This is a genomic window from Halorubellus amylolyticus, from assembly GCF_034808145.1.
Classification (GTDB): domain Archaea; phylum Halobacteriota; class Halobacteria; order Halobacteriales; family Natrialbaceae; genus Halorubellus.
Genome location: NZ_JAXHGM010000003.1, coordinates 329,232 through 349,699, shown reverse-complemented (window position 1 = coordinate 349,699; position 20,468 = coordinate 329,232). Strand labels below are relative to the sequence as shown.

Genomic DNA, 20,468 nt, shown 5'->3' with positions numbered 1-20,468 from the left:
CGCCGAGAGCTGACCGCGCGGCCGGCGTCGCGTCACTCGGGGTCGGCGACGACGGCGTCGATGGTGCCGGCCTGCGTCGGCGCGAAGACGGCGCCGTACGCGACGACCGGCGAGCCGTCGACCCAGTCGGCCGCGTCGTACGACCAGTCGAGGGTGCCGCGCTCGACGTCGATGGCGAGCAGTCGGCTGCCGCGGGTGCCGACGTACGCGACGCCGTCGGCGATGGCGGGTGCGCCGTGGACGGCGCCGTCGGCCTCGACCCGCCACCGTTCCTCGCCGGACGCGACCGTCAGGCCTCGGACGACGCCCGCGTCGTCGGCCACGACCAGCGTGCCGTCGGCGGCGAGTGCGGGCGCACCTCGCACGCGGCCGGGACCGGGGGCGTTCCAGGCGTCGTGGCCGTCCGCGGCGTGCCGGGCGACGACGCCATCGTCGGTCCCGACGACGACGAGTTTCGGGGCAGTCTCCGTGACGACGACCGGTGCGGTCGCCGCGTCGCCGACGGTCGCCTGCCAGCCGACGTCGCCGTCGCTGTCGCCGAGCGAGAGGAGGTCGCCGGCCGTCGTCGTCGCGAACACGGCGCCGGCGAACACCGCCGGGCTGGTGGCGACCCGGGCGCCGACGTCGGTCTCCCAGCGGACGTCGCCGGACGCGGTGAGCGCGACGACGCGCGAGCCCGCGCCGACGAACGCACCTCCGACGGTCGTCCCGGCCGCCGTCTCCGAGTCGCCGGGCGTTCCGTACCCGAAGTCGCCGACGGGGCCGTCCAGGTCGACGGTCCAGCGCGGCTCCGGGCTCGGCGCGTCCACGTGCACGGCCGTCGTCGTCCGCTCGGGCTTCGTCATCGGCCCCATCGGCGGGTCGGCGTGCTCGTGCGGCGGCGTCCCAGCGACCTCGCCGCTCCAGCTACCGGCGAGGATGGTCCCGCCGGCCGAGACCGGCGCGCCCGGCGTCGGCCCGTCGAGATCGACGTGCCAGAGGTGACTCCGGCCCTTCCGGACGTCGTAGCCGCTGACGGCGTCGTGGAGGTTCCCGCAGTAGAGCGCGCCGTCGCCGACGACCGGTGACGGGAGCGACGCGGGCCGTTCGAACGCCCGCCAGCGCTCGGTGCCGGTCGCGTCGAGCGTCGCGACCACGCCGCTGTGCGTCCCGACGACGACCCGGCCGTCGCGGTACCGGACCTGGCCGTCGGGTTGCCCGCGGATGTCGGTTCGCCACGCGACGCTCCCGTCCTGCTCGACGGCGACGACCGAGCCGTTCGCGGCCGCGTCCCCGGAGTCGCGGTCGGCGCTCCCGACGTAGAGCCGGCCATCGCCGACCGCCGGCGTGGTACCCGCGTCGACGTCGACGTGCGCGCGGACGCCGTCCGCGTCGACCGCGTACAGGCCATCACCGAGCGTCCCGACCCACACCTGGTCGGCGAAGGCGGTCGGTATCGAGCTGATCCACGGGCGCTCCTCCCGGTCGAGGTGGACGACCCAGCGCTCTCCGCCGTCCCCGACGGCGTGCGCCGAGACCCGGCCGCCGATCGTGCCGACGTACGCCGCGTCGCCGTCGACGCCCGCACCGATGGACACCGTTCCGGGAACGGTCGTCCGCCACACCTCGCTCCCGTCGGTCGCGTCGAGCGCGAGCAGCGGGCTCTCGTCGTCGCCCCCCGATCTGCGGCCGCGAGACGTCAGGACGACCGTGCCGTCGGCGACCGCGGGCCGATGGCAGCGCCGCGGGACGCTCGTCCGCCATCGCTCGGTGCCGTCAGCGAGCGAGAACGCGTACGCGCTCCCCCTGGGGTGGGCGAGGAGGACGACGTCGCCGTCGACCGAGAACGGCGTCGCGTCGTTGGCGTGTGGCGCGTAGAGCCCGTCCGGCGTCGAGCGCTCCCAGCGTCGGTCGCCGTCGGCGTCGTACGCCGTCACCCGTCCGTCGCGCGTTCCGACGACGACCGTCCCGTCCGCGGCGACGACGGGCGCAGCGACGAAGTCGTCGTCGTGGCGGTCCCGCCAGCGGACCGCGCCGTCGTGGTCGTACGCCACGACGGTCCCGTTTCGTTGGGTGACGACCGGACCGTCCGGGCCGCTCTCGGCCGAGAGCTCGGTGCCGAGCCGAACGCCACCCTGCCACTGGAGCGCCGGCGGTCCCTGTGGTCCGGGGGCGTCGACCGCGCCCGTGTTCCGGGCGTCCGCGTGAGCGGTCGGCCAGGGACCGCGGAGCGCGGGCGCTGACGGACCAGCGCCCGGGTCGTCCGTCGTCGGGCTCGTCTCCGTCTCGACCACCGGGTCCGTCCCGGAAGCCGTCGAACCGGTCGGCGAGCGCGTCGTGCTACAGCCCGCGAGCGCCGCGAGCGCGAGCGCACCACCGGTCCGGAGGAGGCCGCGTCGAGACGCGGCCGAACCGGCCTCGGCGGGCGCCGCCGCTGGGTCGTTCGGCGACGAGCCGTCGTCGTCGCTCGTCGCCGCGTCGTCGTGTGAGGAGGGCATTCACGCCAACTCGTGACGAGTTCCGGATAAGTCTTCTGTGCGGACCGGGTCGTCGCGAGCGCTCGCGTCCGTCCAGGCTCTCGCGGCCATCCGAGCGGTCGCGGTCGCACTCGGTCGGCGTCGACCGACGCGCTAGTCGCCTTATAACTACGAGCGCTGACTCCGCTCGAACGGTATGGTGCGAGCACGTCGCGGCGCACGAATGGTGCGAACGACTCGCCGGGGGCACTCGCCAGCACGCACGCCGGCGCACCCGACGCGACGGGTCGGTCGGTCCCACGTCCTTCCGAGAGTCGGCCCGCCCCGCGCCCCTGCAAGAGTCGATCCGCCCCGCACCCGTGCTGGTGGCGCGGAGGTGCACTCGTGATTCCCCCTTGGCGAGCGGTCGCGAGCACAGTTCAGCTCCCGAAACAGCCCCTCCAGTCGGGTGGCGGCGGGGCCGCGAGCCCGCTCGTTGGGCTCGCGCTCGTCGGCGCCGGGGTCGCCGTCCTCGTGCTGTTCGCGGCACCGAGCGCACGACGGTTGCGGGCGATGTTCGAGACGGAGACCGTCCCGGTAGCCGAGGCGACGCCGGGGCGCGTCGAGGTCGAGGGGACCGTCGAACCAGCGGCGGAGACCCTCGACGTCTCGGCGGGCGCGAAGAAGGCCGAAGCGGTCGTCTCGCAGTCCCGACAGCACGACGGCGACCACGGGAACGACGACGACGGCGGGTTCTTCGTGCCGCTCCCGCAGCAACTCGTCCCGGACGTCCTGAGCAAGACGGGGTCGGTGCCGTTCTACGTCGCGGACGACACCGGCCGCATCCTCGTCGACCCCGCGTACGCCGACGTGCGTCTCGAATCGGACTACGCTCGCCACGACGAGCTGAGCGACTCTCGGCGCGTCGAGGCGTGGCTCGAACCCGGCGACGGCGTGTACGTGCTCGGCGAGGCGGTTCCGGCGAGCGAGTACGACGAGCGCGCGACCGCGCCGAGCGGCCCGGTCCGGAGCGTCGTCGAGTTCCTCAAGGGCGGTGTGAGTCAGACCGCGGACGCCGTCGCTCGGGACGAGCTCGTTGTGACCCGGACCGCCGACACGGTCGACTTCGTCGTCTCCGACGCGACCGGCACCCGGAGCTGGCTCCGGCAGGCGCTCGGCACCGTGGTCTGGTCGCTCGTCGGCGCCCTCGCGGTCGTCGGCGGCGGCTACCTCGTCCTCGGTGGCCTCCTCGGGCTGTAGGCGTCACGCCGCGTCGACGTTCGAGAACCGTTTTCGGGGTTCGCGCCCTAACCACGGTCATGACGGCCATCGACGACTTCGACCACGAGCGACACATGCGCGAGGCGTTCGACCTGGCGCGCGAGGCCGCCGAGCGCGGCGACGAGCCGTTCGGGAGCGTCCTCGTTCGCGACGACGCGGTCGTGATGCGCGGATCGAACCGCATCCATACCGCCGACGACGTGCGTCGCCACCCCGAACTCCACCTCGCGTACCGGGCGTGCCGCGAGCTGGACGCCAGCGAGCGCGCGGCGACGGTGCTGTACACGAGCACGGAACCGTGCCCGATGTGCGCCGGCGGCCTGCGCTCGGCCGGGTTCGCTCGCGTCGTCTACAGCGTCGCCGGCGACGAGCTCTCCGAGTTCACGGGTGCGGACTCGCCCGTCCGAGCCGCGGCCGTCCTCGGCGACCGTACGCCCGTCGAGGGCCCGGTGCTGAACGCCGACGGGCGCGCGATACACGCGGACTTCGACTGGTAGCCTGCCGTCTGCTACGTCCCGTCCACGTCGGCGTCCGCGGGGTCGACGAGATGCTCGGTCCCCCAGTCGCGCATCGCGTACACGACCTCGTCCAGCGACGCCCCGGCGTCCGTCAGCGAGTACCGGACGCGAACCGGCTTCTCGCTGACCCTCTCGCGGTCCACGAGCCCGTTCTCCTCCAGGTCGTCGAGGCTCTCCGAGAGCACCTTGCTGGAGATACCGTCGACGCGGCCCTCGAGCTCGTTGAACCCCGCCGGTCCGTCCTCCACGAGGCGATGGAGGATGACCGGATGCCACTTCCTCCCGATGAGCGTCGCCGTCGTCGTCACCGGACACCACTCCTCGCCGGCGCATCCGACCGGCAGCCGCTCATCCACGCTCTCATCGCCACCCTCGCCGTTCCCGCCGCTGACGACCTCACCCTCGCCGCCGCCGTCCCGGCTGCTCCCTTCCCCACTCATGCGCGCCGGTACGGACGCAGCCATGTTAACATTTGACATCCCATTCACCGCGAATCGCCGTGACGCGCCCACCTTCCGACGACTTCGAGAGGTCAGAACAAGCGATTGACTTTTGCCCCTCCGCCCGCTACTCGTAGACGGTACTCCGAGTCGCCCGTGTTCGCGCGACGGGCACCCCACTCTCGTCGCGCAGCCGGTCGGAGTGCCAAGCCTGCCGAGGCATCGACCCCACCCCGTCGGTGCCTCACCCCACCCCATCCACCCCCGGCGTCCATCGGTCGGACGCCATCTACGGCCGCGCCGGCGTCTCGCCGACGCGGCACACCCCACCCCACTTTCGTTTCGTCGTTCACGACACCCCGAGAAGGGTCACCTTCTCGACGCCCGCGTTCACGTGCTGCCGCCGCCACTCGCGTCCGCGACCGGTGACGGTCAACGGCTCGGGCGCTCGGGAACCCGAACGTGTCGGTGGCCGTTCCCACGGCGCTGGAACGACCCCGGATACCTACGTTCCTCCCACGCCGACTCACACGTGGGGAGGCGGACGACGTTCCATCGCCTGGTCAGCGAACCCCGTCGCCGGTCGTGTCGGGAGCGCCGCCGGTCATCGGGACGGAACGTTCGGACGACCCTTCGTCCGCTCCACCCCATCTCGACGACGGTACCGACGCCGGAGACACCGACCGTTCGTTCCCGGACCCGTGGTGGGGGACCGGGGCGACAGCGAAGCGTCGACGGGTATCGTCGAACGAGCGACTCCGTGCCACATCGGCGCCCTCGCCGGGCGCCGCACTTTGTTCCGTCCGCTCTAGTCACGTTATCCGTGCCGTCGCTCTTCCCGTGCAGTCACGCTTCCCGCCAGACCCCGCTTTCTCCCCGTCGTTCCGCGGCGCAGTCGCCGCGTTCGCACGTCGAGTGCGTCGTCAGTCGGCCGCGTCGGCGACGCGGTCCGCGACGAACGTCTCGAACCGAGCGGGGTCGACGTCGCACTCGACCGCTGGCTTGAATCCGCCGAGGTGCGTGCCGTGCGCGCCGCCACGGGCGGGTTGGAGGACGCGAGCGACGTCGTCCGCCATGTAGTAGTTCGGGCCGACGCGATGGTCGCTCAGTCGGATGGCGCGGTCGAGGCGACCGCCGGGTTCGCGGCCGGGGACGACGACGACCGACTCCGTGTGGTCCGTGAACGCCGGGTCGTGGTAGTAGAGGCTGCCGTGGGCCGCGTGGCGTCTGGCGTGCGCGTTCGCCGGGTGCGCTTCGAGCGCGTTCGCGACGGCGTCGTCGTCCATCGCGGGGTCGAGGACGGTCGGCGGCTCCGCGACCGTGAGGTACCCGAAGAGGTACCGGTGCTTCAGGTCGTTCTCGGGGCCGCGGAAGCCCGCGTAGAATCCGACGACGTCGCCGGGGTCGAGGTCGGCGAGCGCGGCGACGTACGGCGGTCGATGCTCGCCGTACGTGAGCGCGTCGAGGTTCGGGTCGCGATGGACCGCGTGGTTCGCGATGGCGTCCGGGTCGGTCACCCAGTCGCCGTCGCTCCCCGGACGGACGGCGTCGAGGAGCGACGCGAGCGACTCGTCGGCGTGGCGACGCCGGAGCGAGCCGTACGTCGCCGTCTCGGTCGTCTCGCCCTTCTCGGGGATGGGGACGTACTCGAACCGGCCGGTCTCGTCGACGCGCGGGACGGGTCGGACGTTCCCGGTGTCGGCACCGACGCCACAGAGGACCACCGTCATGCGACCACCGACGCCCTCGGTGTACTTATCGGCGCGGACGTCGTCGCGCCGACGCACCGTCGCGACGGGTTCGGACGGCGAGAGGAGCCCCCGGAGTAGCGTAGAGTAGAGCAGGAGAGAGTATTGGGAATCAGAGACGATACTATAGCGCTGGCGCACCGAGACGACGTATGCGCGCCGTCATCGCCACCGACCTCTCCGACGCCATGGACACCGCCATCGAGTCGCGCGTGTGCCTCGAATGTCTCGCACGGTACGGGATCGACGGCGTCGACCTCGTCACCGTCACCAGCCCGAACGTCACCACGGGGATGCCCGGGAGCGACGTCGGTTCGCGCACCAAGCGCGTGCTGGAACGCCACCAGGCAGCCCTCGAAGCCGAAGGGTTCGACGTGGCCGTCCACGTCGTCCGCGGCACCCCGCACCGACGCGTCAACGGACTCGCCGACCGCGTGCACGCCGACCTCGTCGTCGTCGGCTCCCGCGGGAAGAGCCCGCTCGAAGAACGGTTCATCGGCGGGACCACCAGGGACATGATCCGAACCGCGACCCGCCCGCTCCTGCTCGAACGCATCCGCCGCGAGTCCGAGGACGACTACGAGGTCGCCTACGAGCACCTGTTCCGGCGGGTCCTGTACGCCACCGACTTCTCGGAGAACGCCGAACGCGCGTTCGACCAGTTCCGGCACCTGAAGCATGCGGCGCGGGAAGCGACGCTCCTGCACGTCGCACCGCCGGACCGTCGCGCTGACCCGGAGGCGGTCGACGACGCCAGCGGGCGTCTCGAGGAACTGGCGGACGAACTCGAAGGGAAGGGCATCGACGACGTGCGGACGATGGTCCGCACCGGCGAGTCGACGGAGGAGATCCTCGCCGCGGAAGCAGAAGTGAAGCCGACGACGGTCCTCATGGGCGCTCGCGGCCGCGGTCGCATCCGTCGCCTCCTCGTCGGCAGCACGTCCGAGTCGGTCGCCGCTCGCAGCGACAGCAACGTCCTGCTCGTGCCACCGACCCGCCAGGGCTGACCGAGCCGGGCGCACGAGGACTCGCTCGCGGACGCTAGTAGCTTACCGCGGACGTTGGCGAGTGACTGCGGGCTCCGGTCCGGGTCGGGTCAGTCGCCGAACACGACGGACAGCGAGGATTCGTTCTCGACGTTGTCCGTCACGGGACAGCGGTCCTTCACGGCGTCGAGCCACGCGGCCAGCGTCTCCGGGTCCGCGTCGGACTCGACGTCGATCTCGACCGTGACGTCCTGCAGTCCGGGACGGTTCTCCGACGGCTTCCCCATGTACCGCGAGTAGTCGACGCCCCCGCGGATGGTCGCGTCCAGCGACTCGATGTCGACGTCCATGTCTCGCGCGACCATCGTCCCCGTGGAGTTCAGGCACGCGACCACGGCCCCGAGGAAGTACTCGACGGGATTGACGTCCCGGCCGACGACGAACTCGGCGTCGCCGGTGTCCACGCGCGTTCGCTTCGGACTCATTCGGGTCGCGGTCAGTTCGTACTCGGTCAGGTCCGCGTCGGAAGTATCTGCCATACTGGACGTCGGCGGAGGGACGGCTTCAGCGTTGGTGCCCGGTCTCGAAGTTCGAGAACGGACCTGCCTCGACCCGACCCGTGCCGGTCGAACGACGCACCGCAACCTATCAGCGGATGGCTCTCGTTAGCTCGTCGGCGAAGGAATGGAACGAACGGAAAGGAATGGGGGAACGTTGCCTCGACCGCCACCTCGGGGGGAGCTGCCGTCGGCACAGCGACCGCCCACCCAGACGGTCTCGCCCTGGCGCCATCGATAACTGAGAGTTAGAAGTATAAATACGCCACGGCTCAAGCGCCAGTATCAGCGCGTTCTACCGGCCAGTAATGGCATTTGAGGGGGATAGGCGAGTTCTGGAACGTCCGCCGGGTCGAGCGTCAGCGCTCGACGACGCGCATCGGCATGCCGTCCTTCGGATGCGCGGTCAGCGACGGCAGGAGTTCCAGTCCGTCGCCCTCGTACGCGAGTTCGTACTCCTGGACGACGCGCGCCAAGATGAGCTGCGCCTCCAGCATCGCGAGGTGCTTGCCGATGCAGTGCCGCGGGCCGCCACCGAAGGGGAAGTACGCGAACCGCGGTCGGTCCTCGCTCCGCGCCGCCGAGAACCGCTCCGGGTCGAACGACTCGGGGGCGTCCCAGTACCGCCCCGACCGATGCACCGCGTACTGCGGGAGCATGACCGCGACGTCCTCCGGGACCTCGTACCCGCACAGCTCCACGGATTCGGTCGGCGCACGGAACATCGTGAACACCGGCGGATACAGCCGCATCGCCTCCTGGACCGTCCACTCGACGAACTCGAGCTCGCGGACGTGTTCCATGCCCGGGTCGTCGCCGCCGACGACGTCGTCGACCTCCGCGCGAACGCGCTCGGCCGCCTCCGGATGCTCCGAGAGGAGGTACAGCGTGTACGTGAGCGTCAGCGCGGTCGTGTCGTGGCCCGCGAGCAGCATCGTCATCAGCTCGTCGCGCAGCTGCTCGCTCGACTGCTCGCCGCGGTCCTGCGCTCGACGGAGCACGGACAGGAAGTCCATCGGCCCGTCCTCGTCGGTCCCCTCCGTGCCCTTCCTGGCTGCCAGCACGTCGTCGAGGACGCCGTCGAGCGTCGCGACCGCGCGCTCGTACTCGGCGTCGTCCGGGGCCGGCACCCACTCCGGCATCGCGAACCGGAGCGGGTCCGGTTCGAACCGCCGGCCGAGCGGCACCATCTGCTCGCGCACCGTCTCGACGGTCGCGTCGTCCACGCGGACGCCCATCATGAGGTCGAGGATGACGTCGAGCGTCACGCGCGTCATCTCCGCCTCCACGTCCACGCGCTCGCCGTCCGCCCAGTCCGCGACCATGTCGTCGGCGTGCTCGGTGATGCGGCCCGCCATCCCGGAGAGGCGGTCCATCGCGAACGCCGGGCTCGCGAGGCGGCGCTGCTCGCGCCACGTCTCGCCCTCGCTCAGCAGCAGGCCGTCGCCGAGGAGGTCGCCGAGCGCGTCGTCCTGGAAGTCCGGCTTCTCGAACCGGTCGGCGTCGGAGACGAGCACGCGCTCGATGGCCGTCGGGTCCGTGACGACGTACGTCTCCATCGGGCCCATGTCGAACGCGGCGATCCCGCGATAGCTCTCCTCCAGTGCGGTCACGAACGCGAACGGGTCGTCCGCGTACCGGCGCGCGTCCCCGAACAGCGGTTCGCCCCGCGGCCCGGGCGGTGTGCTAGCCATACGCGTCGGTCAGGACTCGACGGACAAGTACCGCTCGCCCCCGAGGCCCGAGAGGACCCACCGAGCGATCGGGTGGCGACGCGCGGCGGACCGGTCGGTCGACGGCCGCGTCGAACCGAGAAGGAGGGGCTCAGGCGGTGGTACGACCGGCGAGGACGAGGTCGCCGAGGTACCCGGCGAGGGCGCCGGTCCGGACCACGCTCGCCGTCGGTGCCGTGAACGTCAGTTCGGATGTGAGAGGACGTAGCACTACGATAGACGACTCGTCGGGGTTACCCTAGCACTGATAGGTGCTAGCTGGAACGTCCACATCCGGGGATTACATCGGTCCTACCCGCCGTATACGCCAGTTTCCGAATGTCTCTATCGTCCGTCGGCGGGCACCACCCATCGGCGCCTCTGGCGAGCAGGAGAGGGACTCGGACGCCGACACGTTCCACGACGTCCAGCGGACCGGTCTCAGGGTCGTTCGAGCGCCCAGAGGGTGCCGTCGTCGGCGTGCGCGTACCCGGTCCGGCCGTCGGTCGACGACGCGGACGTCGTCGCCGGACGGCGACGCGCGCCACAGTTCGGGGTCCTCCCACCCGACGTCGTAGCCGCGGACGGTGCCGTCGCCGGTCGCGACGACGAACCGGTCGTGCGCGCTCGCCGTCCGCTCGGGTGGCGCGTCGAGCGCGACCGTGCGATTCACCGTGCCGTCGTCCGGGTCGACGACGCGGACCGTCCCGGTGCCGTCGTCCGCGCTCGGGCGCGTCCGCGCCGCGACGACGACCGACCGATTCTGGGCGTGGAACCCGACGACGGCCCCGGCGCTCGCGTACTCCCGACGCCAGACCGGCGCGCCGCGGTCGCGGTCGAGCGCCACGACCCGCTGGGCCTCGCTGCTCCCGACGTAGACGCGGTCGTCGTCCACGTACGGTCCCACGGTCGAGGACTCCCAGTCCTCGAGGGCGTGGTCCCACGCGGTCGTTCCGTCGCTCGACGACAGCGCCATCGCGCGGTCGACGCCCGCGAACACGGCCGCGTCGTCGGTCGCAGCGAGCTGGTCGTCCGGCGCGGCGAGCACGGCAAACTCGACCCCCGCCCGCTCCTCGACCTCCCAGCGCACCGCGCCGTCGCTGGCGTCGATGGCCGCGAGCGTTCCGTTGGCCGCGTACACGGTGTCGCCGGTCGCCGTCAGCGCGGACGCGAGATTCTCGACGGGTGCGGTCCACGCGCGCTCGCCGTCCGCGACGCCGAACGCGGTGACTCGACCGACGCCGCCGTCGGATTTCGAACCGACGTAGACGCGAGCGCCGTCGGCGGCGAGCCCGGTCGGTCGCCCGACGTCGGCGGTCCACCGCCGTTCGCCGTCCTCCGCGTCGAACGCCTCGACGCGACCGCCGTCCCCGTCCTCGCGGTGGCCGAGCGTCGCGACGACGTCCGAGGCGACCACCGGCGACGCGCGACCGACGCCCGCGGTCGTCGACGCACGCCACACCGCCGCCTCGGGGCCGCCGTCGCCGAAGCCGAGACAGCCCGCGAGGCCGCCGACGATACCGGCGCTACCGGCGCTCGCCGTCGCTCGCAGCACGTCGCGTCTGGAGAGCATGGTCGCCGCTGCGGACGGGCGCGTGAAGTGTCTTCTGCAGGGACGTCCGCCGGAGCGGCCCGTCGGTCAGCGGCCGTCCAGGCCGACGCCCTCCGCGAGCAGGCGATGCGAGCGCAGCGCGTCGTCGTGGTCGGGGACCGAGTGCTGGATCATCACCTCGTCCACGCCGACGCGGTCGGCGAGTTGCTCCAGCAGGCCCGCGAGCGTCTCCGGGCTTCCCGACAGCGAGCGCGGCCACTCGTCGTCGTCGAGCGTCGCCGGCGTCGGCTCGGGGACGCCACCGAGTTCCGCGACCGCCTCATCGACGCTCGGCCGCCCGGTCGCACGGCCCTGCTTCAGGCGCCGGTAGGTCGCCTCCGCGACGGCGCGCAATCGAGCGGCGTCCTCGTCCGTCGGCGCGCACACCGCGTTCACCGCCACCGCCCCCGTGGGTTCGTCGACCCCCATCGGGTACGCCGACGGCCGGAAGTGCTCGCGGTACGCGTCGAACGCGTGCTCGGCGAAGGTCGGCCGGATGAACGCCGCGAAGCAGTACGGCAGGCCGAGTTCGCCCGCGAGCTGCGCGCTCGACGGACTGGAGCCGAGCAGCCACGGCGCCGGCGGTCCCTCGCCGGAGCGCGGTATCGAGACGTCGGCGTACTCGTGGTCGTCGGGGTACGCGTCCGCGAGGTGGTTCGCGACCGCCTCGACGCGCGCCCGGTGGTCGCCGTCGGGGTCCTTCACGTGGCGTTCCGTCCCGAGCGCCCGGTCGACCGCCGGCGACTCGTTCGCCCGACCGAGCCCCAGGTCGACGCGACCCGGCGCGAGCGCGTCGAGCGCCGCGAACGACTCCGCGACCTTGAACGGACTGTAGTGGTTCAGGAGCACCGCGCCCGACCCGAGCCGTATCGACTCCGTCTCCGCCGCGAGATGCCCGAGCAGTACCTCCGGGGTCGTGCCCGCGAGCGACTCCCGACTGTGGTGTTCGGCCACCCAGAAGCGCTCGAACCCCAGTCGCTCCGCCTGCTGTGCAACGTCGACCGTGTTCGCGAAGGCGTCCGTCGCCGTCCCACCCTCGGGCACCGGCGACAGATCCACGAAAGACAGCTCCATACTGGGGACTCGGCGACGCGACCGGATAACGATTCGGCACCGCGAACGCGCCCGCATCGCTTCCGTCGACCGCCAGCGCGCTCGCTCCGTGGCGCTCACTCCAGCGCGGTCATTCCAGCGCGACGAGTTCGGTCGGCCCCTCCTCGCCACCCAGGACGGGAACGAACAGCGCGCCGTCGGCCACCGCGACCGACCTGGCCCCGCGCTCGCCGAGGTCGTACGTCCACCGACGGGGGTCGATACGGCTCCCGCCCTGGCCGACGCCGCCACCGAGTTTGTACGCCGTGACCGCCCCATCGCCGCCGACGTACACCGTGTCCCCGGCAGCGGCGGGCCCCGCACCGTGGTCGCCGTCGAGCCGCCAGTCGCGCTCGCCCGTCCGCCGGTCCAGTCGCGTGATACCGGCCATGTCCGAGCCGAACACGCCGTCCCCGGCGAGTGCGAACGACCGATGGGCGACCGGGCCGTCCTCGGCGTGCCAGCGCGGCCGGCCCGCGTGCGCCCCGTCCTGCAGTCGGAGGACGCCACCGCCGAACGTACTGACGTACGGCCCACCGCCGTCGTCGAGCGCGAGCGCCGTGACCTTCCCCGGGACGCGCTTGCGCCACAATCCGTCTCCGTCGTACACCCGGTACACCTCGCCGCCACCCGTGCCGACGTACGCGCCCCCGATGACGTCGACGACGATTCGCGTCACCGGTCCGAACACCTCTGTCCGCCACTCGACCGTGCCGTCGAGCGCGACCCGGTAGACGGCGCCGGTGTCGTCGCCGACGTACAGCGTCTTCCAGTCACGGGACACCGCGACCGCCGCCTGCACGCGGCCGGGCGTCTCCACGCGCCAGCGCTCGGTCCCGTCGCTCGCGTCGAGCGCCAGCAGCCCCGGTTCGGCCGTGACGTAGACCGTGCCGCCGTGGACCGCGGGCGACCGGAACCGCTCGCCGCCGTCCCCGTCCGTCGAGAACCGCCAGCGCTCGGTCCCGTCGCTCGCGTCGAACGCCATGAGTCCCGGCATCGTCGGGAGGTAGACGGTGCCGTCGGCGACCACCGGCCGGTCGATCGGCCAGGACGTCTCGACCGCGAACCGCTCGCTCGGACTCGACCGCGGCGCGACGGCGTTCTCCGCGTAGCTGGAGCCCCTCGCGTCGTGGTCGGGCATCGGCCAGTCCGTGTCGTCGTCGGTCCCTGGGTCCTGGGTCGAACCGCCGTCGACGTCGCCGAGGCAGCCCGCGGTCGTCGCCGCGAGAACCGCACCGCTCGTCGCGAGGAGGTCGCGTCTGGAGGGCATCGTCCCAGACCTGCGCGCATCCGCGCAAAGTGTCTTGTCCCTTCGCGACGGCCGCCATCTCCGCACCGACGCCGGCGCAACCGCTTTGCCGAATCCGGCCGTAGCAGTCGCCGTGAACGACGTCCTCTCCGACGTGGAGCGCGCGAAGGTCGACGCGGGCGACGACGGCGCGTTCTACGGCCAGCCGCAGTTCGTCACGCACGCCGACGACGGCTTCCTCGACCGCCTCACAGCGCTGTACGCGTCGCTGACCGCGGACGGCGACCGCGTCTTCGACGCGATGAGCAGCTGGGTATCCCACCTGCCGGCGCGCGAGTACGAGCGCGTCGTCGGGCACGGCCTCAACGCGGCGGAGCTCGACGCGAACGACGCGCTCGACGAGTGGTTCGTCCAGGACCTCAACGACGACCAGACGCTCCCGCTCGACGACGGCGGGTTCGACGTCGTCGCCTGCGCGCTCTCCGTGCAGTACCTCCAGTACCCCGGCGCGGTCTTCCGCGAGTTCGAGCGCGTCCTCGCGCCCGACGGCGTCCTCGTCGTCAGCTTCACGAACCGGATGTTCCCGACGAAGGCCGTCCGCGCGTGGCGCCACGCGAGCATGGACGAGCGCGCCGACCTCGTCGAAACGTACTGCGCCGCCGCCGACCTCGCCGTCGCGGACGTCGTCCGCGAACGCCCCCAAACCGACCCGTTCTACGCCGTCGTCGCCCGACGGGAGGACTGACAAGCACCGGACGTCCCGAACTGCCGGCTTCTCGTTCGTCGCCTCTCCGGTCCGTGCCCGACGTGCCCGACCACCGCAACGACCGTCCCACACTGCGCTCGGTCCGGCCGCTGCCACGTCCCCACTCTAACCGCGCGCCTACCGTGTCACACCCGCATTTCCGTGCGCTACCACTCGGTATAGAGCGACCATCGTCGAATCGATCGCGCCAGAACGCATCCGGGTGCAGACACCTGCCGTCGCTTGACGACGCCTGCTTACCTAACGCATTAGGTTAGTGTCGTCGCGGAACCTATCTTGATAGCGGTCAGCCTCAGACCGACACGGCCCCGAGAAGCGGTGTAGATGAACCGCGAAATACAGTTGCTGACCGTGCTCGTCGTCGTGGCGAGCCTGATAGTCGGTGCAAGTGCGTTCACGACCGGGTCCGTCGAACGTTCCAGTTCGGTGGACGTGGTCGCTGACAACTCCGGTCTCATCGGGCTAGAGGACGGCACGTCCGGCGACCTCGTGTACACGAACAGCACCAACGCGCTCGAAATCGACTTCTCGCAGGGCGGCGGGTCCGGCGTGAACACCGCGGCGCACTTCGAGCTCGGGAACCCGACGGACGCGACCAACCAGTCCGCGTTCAACATCACGAACAACGACGCTTCCGAACACGACATCACCGTCGAGTACACGGGCGTCACCGAGTCCAGCGACACCGACGCGAACATCCAGTTCCAGATATACGACAGCAGCGGCTCGAGCGTCGGCACCCTCAGCGAGGAGTCGACCTCGGCGACGATCACGAACGCCGCGGCCGGGTCGACGTACCACGTCGTCGTCGTCGTCGACACGTACGGACTGGACACGAACGCGGACCTCTCCGGGACGCTGAACGTCTCCGTCTAAGCCCGCGTTCCCTCGATGAACGTCCTTCGCTCGGTCGTCCTGGCTAGCATGGTCGGCGTCGGCGTGCTCCTGTTGCTCCCGGCGCACGCGCCGGTGAGCGTGTCGTACGTCTACTCCGACAGCATGGAGCCGACGCTGTCGCCGGGAGACGGGTACGTGCTGCGTGCGACCGACGACGTGGCCGCCGGCGACGTCGTGACGTTCTGGTCCGGTTCGAAGGACGAGTTCGTCACGCATCGCGTCGTCGCAGTCACCGAGCGAGGGCTCGTGACGAAAGGTGACGCGAACGACGCGACCGACCAGGCGGCGGGGCATCCGCCAGTCGACCGCGACGCGGTCGTCGGGGAGGCAGTCACGGTCGGCGGTTCGGTGCTCGCGCTCCCCGGATTCGGTCTGGGCGTCGAAGCACTCCGGTCCAACCGCGAGTACGCGGTCGGTGCGGCCGTCGTCGCGAGCGCGCTGTCCGTGCTCCGAGGACGCGACACCGGTCGGGACGAGCGCGGTCGACGACTCCGCGTCGGCCACGCGTACGTCGGCGCGTTCGTTCTCGCCTGCGGCGTCGTCACCGCGTTGTTCGTCACGACCTCGATGATTCATCGCTGGGAGTTCGTCGTCACCGCGAGCGGGTCCACGAGCGGCCAGGCGGTCGGCGAATCGCTCGCGTTCCAGGAGTCCGTCGCCAGGCCCGGGAACGCGTTCGTCGACTCGTTCGTGCACGTCCGGGGGCTCGCGTCGGCGAGCGTCGCGTCGACGCCGACGGCGTTCGAAGTCACGGGGACGGTCCCTGCGCGGTCGAGCACGGGCGTCCGGTCCGTCGCCGCGACCACGTACCGGTATCCGGCGGTGCTCCCGCGAGCGGTCCTCGACGCGCTCCGCGCCGTTCACCCGCTCGCCGCGGTGGCCGTGAGCGTGAGCGTCGCGCTCTCGATTCCCTTCGTGCTCGCGGGCGCGCTCGCCGACCTCCGACGACCGCTCCGTGCGCCCGACTGGCTCGCGAGGCGACGATGAGAGCGCCGCGCCTCCAGTCGAGCGAGGGCGTGTTCGTCGTCGCCTGCTGGCTCGTCGTCGCGCTCGCGGGCTGGCAGGGCGTCGTCGCGAGCGGATACACGTCCGGCGACGCAGCCAGGCACTCCGATGCGGCCGTCACGGCGGACGACGGCGCAGCGCATGGTCTCGCGGTGAACGACTCCGTCAGCGTCAACGCGAGCGACAGGCTCGTCACGGTCACGAACCGTCTCGGTCGGGAGGTCACGGTCACCGTCGCACTCGACCCCGACTCTCGGGACGTCGGCGAACTCGTCCGCGACGGCGCCAGCGCGGGCGACACGGCGACGTTCGCCCTCGCCGCGGGCGCTTCCGAGCAGGTATCGATCGACGTCCCCGACGACGGGTCCCTCGACGGCCGGGACGTCGTCTTCGACGTGACTGCCGACGACGTCGGCCTCTGGGTGAACGCATCGAATCGGTCCGTGCCGGTGACGTCGTCGTGACCCGACTTCCGCCGCGGCTGGCGCTCGCGTTCGAGACGCACGGGTGGAAAGTCGTCGCCGTCGTCGTCGTCCTCGGCGTCGCCGGCGTGGGTCTCGGCGCGAGCGACCTCGCGCACACCGAGCGAACGACCGTTACCGACCACGAGAACCTCCAGACGGTGTCGCTGAACGCGTCGAGTTCGGCGACCGTCACCGGGAACAGCACGCTCTTCGCGCGAGGCACCGAACTCGTCGACCGTCCCTATCCCATCGACAGCGCGCCGAACGCCGCCGTCGTCGTCGTCACCGAGACGAGCGCCGCCACACGCCTCTACTACAATCACAGCCTCGCACTCCGCTACGAGATAACCCGAGGCGAGGAACGCGTCTGGTCCGAGACGCGGGTCGTCGCGGCCGAGAACGGGTCCGTCGACGACCGCGCCCGCACGACCGCCACGGTCTCCGTCCGGGACGTCCGCGACCGGCTCGCGGAGCTCCGGACCGAAGCCGGCAGTCGCGCCCGCGTCTCCGTGACGCTCGTCGTGCGGACCGCGTACGAGACCGACCGCTACCGCGGCAGGCTCACGCGCACGACCGCCCTCGGGCTCGGCGACCGATGGTACAGCGTCGAGTCCGTCGACGCCGACCGACAGCACAGCACGACCGAGAAGCGGCGCGTGCCCGTCGACGACGCGAGCACCGACGCCTGGGCGCTCGCCATCGCGGGTGGCGCCCTCCTCGCCGTCGGCGTCCTCGGCGGCGTCGCGAAACGCCGCTTCGACCCCGGCGACGAGGACGCGCTCCGCCATCGCGTCCACGAACGCCGGTACGACGACTGGATCTCCGCGGGGCACGTCCCCGCGTCGTTCGACCGGCGCGTCGTCACGATGGCGTCGCTCGCCGACCTCGCCGAGCTCGCGATCGACCGACAGCGACGCGTCGTCTTCGACGACTCCCGGCAGGCGTACGTCGTCTTCGACGCTGACGTCGTCTACTACTACGAGGAGTTCTGGACCGAACACGACCCCAAAGACGCCATAGACTGACCTCACGGAGCATGCATCACTCGCTCACGCGCGTTTCCGCTTCCACGTCCACGACAGCACCGTCCAGCCCCGATGCGTCCTCGACGCGAACGCGCACCCCACGCCTCAGTATCGAGGCGCCGGGCTTAGGCCGCCACGGCCACGACTACACTCAATCGCAGATGGACGCTTCGAATCGGCTCGAACCGTGTTCGTCATGACCGACCGGCACGAACGCTGTACACCATGACTGACCGCGACGCGGCCGTCCTCGTCGTCGACGACGACGAGAGCATCCGAACCCTCTGCGAGCGACTCTTCACGGAGTTCTCCGCGCTCTCCGTCTACACCGCCCCGGACGTCGCAGCAGCGCGAGCGATTCTCGACGAGGACGACGACGTCAAGTGCGTCGTCAGCGACTACGTCCTCCCCGACGAGTCCGGCGTCGAGTTCGCGCGCTCCATCACCAGCGACGACCTCCCGTTCGTCCTCCTGACCGGGAAGGGGAACGACGACGTCGTCGACGCCGCGTTCGACGCCGGCGCGGACGACTACTTCCGGAAGGAAGCCGGCGCGTCGAACTACCGCGTGCTCGTCCGGCGCGTCGAGAACCTCGTCGAGCAACGCGACGCGCAGCGAGCGCTCGAACGGGAACGCGAACGGTTCCAGACGCTCATCGAAGCGTCCACGGACCTCATCACGATACTCGACGAGAACGGGCAGTACCAGTACGTCAGTCCCGCCGCCGAGCAAGTGTTCGGGTACGAGCCCGACGAACTCCTCGGCGAGAACGCGTTCGGTCACGCCCATCCCGACGACCGCGAGTGGCTCTTCAATCGGTTCAACGAACTCGTCGACGCCGAGGCCGACACCGTCGAGTCGCTCGAGTACCGACTCATGACCGGCGACGGCGAGTACCGGTGGTTCGAGTCCACCGGCGAGACCCTCGAACGCTCCGCGGTCGGCGGCTACGTTATCAACACCCGCGATATCACCGAGCGCAAGCGCCGCGAGAACGCGCTCGAAGCGCTCAACGACGCGATGCGCGACCTCATCACCGCCGACACGAACCGCGACATCGCCGAGACCCTCGTCGAGACTCCCGCTCGCGTCTCGGCGGCGACGAACGCCGCGTACTACGCGTGGTGTGAGGACGTCGGCGCGCTCCAGCTCCGCCAGCATACGTGGGAGTCGAACGCGCTCCCGGACCGGATCACCGGCGACTCCGCCGTCTGCGACGGGTTCGTTGACGGCGCGACCGAACGCGTCTCGAACGACCCCGAGCACGCGACCGCACTCCCCGTCGACGCCGGTAACGCCCTCGTCGTTCCCGTCGACCGCGACGGCGTGCTCCTGTGCGCGAGCGCGGAGGCGTTCGACCGCGACGACGTCCACATCACGGAGATGCTCGTCGCCGGCTGTCGGGCGGCACTCGAACGCACCGAGTACGTGGCCGCCCTCGAACGCAAGGAGTCCGAGTTATCGGAGAAAGAGGAACGGCTCGAGCGGGCGATGCGGATCAACGACGTCGTCCGCAGCATCGACCAGGTCGTGGTGCGGTCGACGGACAAACGCGAGGTCGCGCGGTCGGTCTGTCGCGAGCTCGCGGACACCGACTTCGTCGAGATGGCGTGGTTCGGTGTCGAGACCGACGGCGGCGTCGACGCGCTCGACTGGGCGGGCGGCGACGGGGAGTTCCTGCACCGCGTGCTCGCGCACGCCGCCGACGACGACCGCGCGCCATCCCGACTCGCGCTCGACACCCAGGAGTCCGTACACGTCGCGAGCATCCTCGACGACGAGCGCTGCAAGGGCGTCAAGCGCGCCGCACTCAACCGCGGCTGTCGCAGCCTCCTCAGCGTCCCCATCGTGCATCGCGGCATGGTTCACGGCGTCCTCGAACTGTACGCGAAACGGTCGTTCAGCGAGGACGACGTCGCCATGTTCGACGAACTCGGGGACACCACCGGGTACGCCTGTAGCGCCATCGACCAGCGCGAAGCCCACGTCACGGACGCCCTCGTCGAGGTCGAGGTGTCGGTCGGGGGCGTCGACGACCCGCTGTACCGCGCCGCGTCGTGCGTCAATCCGTCGGTCGTCGTCACCGACGTCGTCTCGAAGACCGACCAGTACCTCGTCTACATCGAGGCCACGGCGGTCGACGCGCTCGCCGACCGACTCGTCGACGAGCGGGCCGTCGACCGCGTCAGCGAGCTCGCCGACGACCGACTCGAGGTCGCGGTCTCCGAGTTCCCGCTCATGGACCCGCTCGCCGAGCACGCCGGCGAGTTCCGGCAGTTCGAACTCGCCGCGGACGGCGACGCCCTCGTCGCGCAGTTCCCCGCTCGCGTCGACCTTCGGTCGTTCGTCGACGACCTGGCCGCCATCGCCGACAGCGCCGAACTGACACGCAAGGAGGCCGTGACCGACGGTGACCGCGCGTTCGAGGCACTCGACCTGGAGCGCGAGCTCACGGACCGCCAGCTCGAAGTCCTCAAGGTCGCGTACAACCGCGGGTTCTTCGCCTGGCCCCGCGGAAGCACCGGGAAGGAGGTGGCGCGGTCGCTCGACATATCCGCGCCGACCTTCCACCAGCACATTCGGAAGGCGACCGATCGCATCTTCGAACTCGCGCTCGACGCCACCACGGCCAACCGACGGTCGGAGAACTGAGGCGTCGACGTCACCGACCTAATATCGAAGGCGCCGAGAGTAGCTCGCCC

General features: G+C 71.2%; 17 protein-coding genes. 9 read left to right on the top strand and 8 right to left on the bottom strand.

Annotated features, from left to right (window positions below; all coding sequences use genetic code 11):
- Positions 1-32 precede the first annotated feature (32 nt).
- A complete protein-coding gene (locus tag SM754_RS10515; protein WP_323676181.1) occupies positions 33-2,477 on the bottom strand; it encodes an outer membrane protein assembly factor BamB family protein in 2,445 nt (814 codons plus the stop codon).
- 363 nt (positions 2,478-2,840) lie between these two features.
- Between SM754_RS10515 and SM754_RS10510 the strand changes: the two genes are divergently transcribed.
- On the top strand, positions 2,841-3,695 hold the full coding sequence (locus SM754_RS10510) for a hypothetical protein (protein ID WP_323676180.1): 855 nt from the start codon (positions 2,841-2,843) through the stop codon (positions 3,693-3,695).
- Positions 3,696-3,754: 59 nt separating this feature from the next.
- Positions 3,755-4,213 (top strand): nucleoside deaminase, encoded by a 459-nt coding sequence (locus SM754_RS10505; protein WP_323676179.1) that lies wholly within the window; start codon positions 3,755-3,757, stop codon positions 4,211-4,213.
- Positions 4,214-4,224: 11 nt separating this feature from the next.
- Here the strand turns inward: SM754_RS10505 and SM754_RS10500 are convergent, their stop codons facing one another.
- Both SM754_RS10500 and SM754_RS10495 read right to left on the bottom strand, forming a co-directional pair.
- Positions 4,225-4,674 carry a winged helix-turn-helix transcriptional regulator gene (locus SM754_RS10500; RefSeq protein ID WP_323676178.1) on the bottom strand — a complete coding sequence of 150 codons (450 nt, stop codon included), beginning with the start codon at positions 4,672-4,674 and terminating at the stop codon, positions 4,225-4,227.
- Between the two features lie 923 nt (positions 4,675-5,597).
- Positions 5,598-6,461 (bottom strand): Nmad3 family putative nucleotide modification protein, encoded by an 864-nt coding sequence (locus SM754_RS10495; protein WP_323676177.1) that lies wholly within the window; start codon positions 6,459-6,461, stop codon positions 5,598-5,600.
- A 113-nt stretch (positions 6,462-6,574) separates the two neighbouring features.
- Here SM754_RS10495 and SM754_RS10490 point away from each other — a divergent pair, with 113 nt between their 5' ends.
- A complete protein-coding gene (locus SM754_RS10490) occupies positions 6,575-7,429 on the top strand; it encodes a universal stress protein (protein ID WP_323676176.1) in 855 nt (284 codons plus the stop codon).
- A gap of 89 nt (positions 7,430-7,518) precedes the next feature.
- On the opposite strand, the gene SM754_RS10485 is transcribed toward SM754_RS10490, so the two are convergent.
- The 5 genes from SM754_RS10485 to SM754_RS10465 all read right to left on the bottom strand — a co-directional run bounded on the left by SM754_RS10485 (position 7,519) and on the right by SM754_RS10465 (position 13,630).
- The gene (locus SM754_RS10485) at positions 7,519-7,947 is read right to left on the bottom strand and encodes an OsmC family protein (protein WP_323676175.1); all 429 of its coding nucleotides are present in this window, start codon (positions 7,945-7,947) and stop codon (positions 7,519-7,521) included.
- 377 nt (positions 7,948-8,324) lie between these two features.
- Positions 8,325-9,659, bottom strand: coding sequence for a cytochrome P450 (locus SM754_RS10480; protein ID WP_323676174.1), 1,335 nt, complete (start codon positions 9,657-9,659; stop codon positions 8,325-8,327).
- A 319-nt stretch (positions 9,660-9,978) separates the two neighbouring features.
- Positions 9,979-11,250, bottom strand: coding sequence for an outer membrane protein assembly factor BamB family protein (locus tag SM754_RS10475; RefSeq protein ID WP_323676173.1), 1,272 nt, complete (start codon positions 11,248-11,250; stop codon positions 9,979-9,981).
- 66 nt (positions 11,251-11,316) lie between these two features.
- Positions 11,317-12,342, bottom strand: a complete 1,026-nt coding sequence (locus SM754_RS10470; RefSeq protein WP_323676172.1) for an LLM class flavin-dependent oxidoreductase — start codon at positions 12,340-12,342, stop codon at positions 11,317-11,319.
- Between the two features lie 109 nt (positions 12,343-12,451).
- Complete coding sequence (locus SM754_RS10465) at positions 12,452-13,630, bottom strand: outer membrane protein assembly factor BamB family protein (protein WP_323676171.1); 1,179 nt, start codon at positions 13,628-13,630, stop codon at positions 12,452-12,454.
- A gap of 112 nt (positions 13,631-13,742) precedes the next feature.
- Between SM754_RS10465 and SM754_RS10460 the strand changes: the two genes are divergently transcribed.
- From SM754_RS10460 to SM754_RS10435, 6 genes are all read left to right on the top strand, one after another.
- A complete protein-coding gene (locus SM754_RS10460) occupies positions 13,743-14,354 on the top strand; it encodes a class I SAM-dependent methyltransferase (RefSeq protein ID WP_323676170.1) in 612 nt (203 codons plus the stop codon).
- A gap of 345 nt (positions 14,355-14,699) precedes the next feature.
- Positions 14,700-15,251 carry a hypothetical protein gene (locus SM754_RS10455; protein WP_323676169.1) on the top strand — a complete coding sequence of 184 codons (552 nt, stop codon included), beginning with the start codon at positions 14,700-14,702 and terminating at the stop codon, positions 15,249-15,251.
- Positions 15,252-15,266: 15 nt separating this feature from the next.
- Complete coding sequence (locus SM754_RS10450) at positions 15,267-16,259, top strand: signal peptidase I (RefSeq protein WP_323676168.1); 993 nt, start codon at positions 15,267-15,269, stop codon at positions 16,257-16,259.
- Positions 16,256-16,741 carry a hypothetical protein gene (locus tag SM754_RS10445; RefSeq protein ID WP_323676167.1) on the top strand — a complete coding sequence of 162 codons (486 nt, stop codon included), beginning with the start codon at positions 16,256-16,258 and terminating at the stop codon, positions 16,739-16,741. The genes SM754_RS10450 and SM754_RS10445 overlap by 4 nt, the downstream gene beginning before the upstream one ends.
- The gene (locus SM754_RS10440; RefSeq protein WP_323676166.1) at positions 16,738-17,766 is read left to right on the top strand and encodes a DUF5305 family protein; all 1,029 of its coding nucleotides are present in this window, start codon (positions 16,738-16,740) and stop codon (positions 17,764-17,766) included. The genes SM754_RS10445 and SM754_RS10440 overlap by 4 nt, the downstream gene beginning before the upstream one ends.
- Positions 17,767-17,991: 225 nt before the next feature.
- Positions 17,992-20,418, top strand: a complete 2,427-nt coding sequence (locus SM754_RS10435) for a PAS domain S-box protein (protein WP_323676165.1) — start codon at positions 17,992-17,994, stop codon at positions 20,416-20,418.
- The last annotated feature ends 50 nt before the right edge of the window (positions 20,419-20,468 follow it).

What these genes read in the sequence shown, in the direction of transcription:
- SM754_RS10450 (WP_323676168.1), top strand. Translation starts at nt 15,267, where the DNA reads ATGAACGTCCTTCGCTCGGTCGTCCTGGCTAGCATGGTCGGCGTCGGC.
- SM754_RS10505 (WP_323676179.1), top strand. Translation starts at nt 3,755, where the DNA reads ATGACGGCCATCGACGACTTCGACCACGAGCGACACATGCGCGAGGCG.
- SM754_RS10475 (WP_323676173.1), bottom strand. Translation starts at nt 11,250, where the DNA reads ATGCTCTCCAGACGCGACGTGCTGCGAGCGACGGCGAGCGCCGGTAGC.
- SM754_RS10470 (WP_323676172.1), bottom strand. Translation starts at nt 12,342, where the DNA reads ATGGAGCTGTCTTTCGTGGATCTGTCGCCGGTGCCCGAGGGTGGGACG.
- SM754_RS10500 (WP_323676178.1), bottom strand. Translation starts at nt 4,674, where the DNA reads ATGAGTGGGGAAGGGAGCAGCCGGGACGGCGGCGGCGAGGGTGAGGTC.
- SM754_RS10455 (WP_323676169.1), top strand. Translation starts at nt 14,700, where the DNA reads ATGAACCGCGAAATACAGTTGCTGACCGTGCTCGTCGTCGTGGCGAGC.
- SM754_RS10465 (WP_323676171.1), bottom strand. Translation starts at nt 13,630, where the DNA reads ATGCCCTCCAGACGCGACCTCCTCGCGACGAGCGGTGCGGTTCTCGCG.
- SM754_RS10435 (WP_323676165.1), top strand. Translation starts at nt 17,992, where the DNA reads ATGACTGACCGCGACGCGGCCGTCCTCGTCGTCGACGACGACGAGAGC.
- SM754_RS10485 (WP_323676175.1), bottom strand. Translation starts at nt 7,947, where the DNA reads ATGGCAGATACTTCCGACGCGGACCTGACCGAGTACGAACTGACCGCG.
- SM754_RS10515 (WP_323676181.1), bottom strand. Translation starts at nt 2,477, where the DNA reads ATGCCCTCCTCACACGACGACGCGGCGACGAGCGACGACGACGGCTCG.
- SM754_RS10445 (WP_323676167.1), top strand. Translation starts at nt 16,256, where the DNA reads ATGAGAGCGCCGCGCCTCCAGTCGAGCGAGGGCGTGTTCGTCGTCGCC.
- SM754_RS10480 (WP_323676174.1), bottom strand. Translation starts at nt 9,659, where the DNA reads ATGGCTAGCACACCGCCCGGGCCGCGGGGCGAACCGCTGTTCGGGGAC.
- SM754_RS10490 (WP_323676176.1), top strand. Translation starts at nt 6,575, where the DNA reads ATGCGCGCCGTCATCGCCACCGACCTCTCCGACGCCATGGACACCGCC.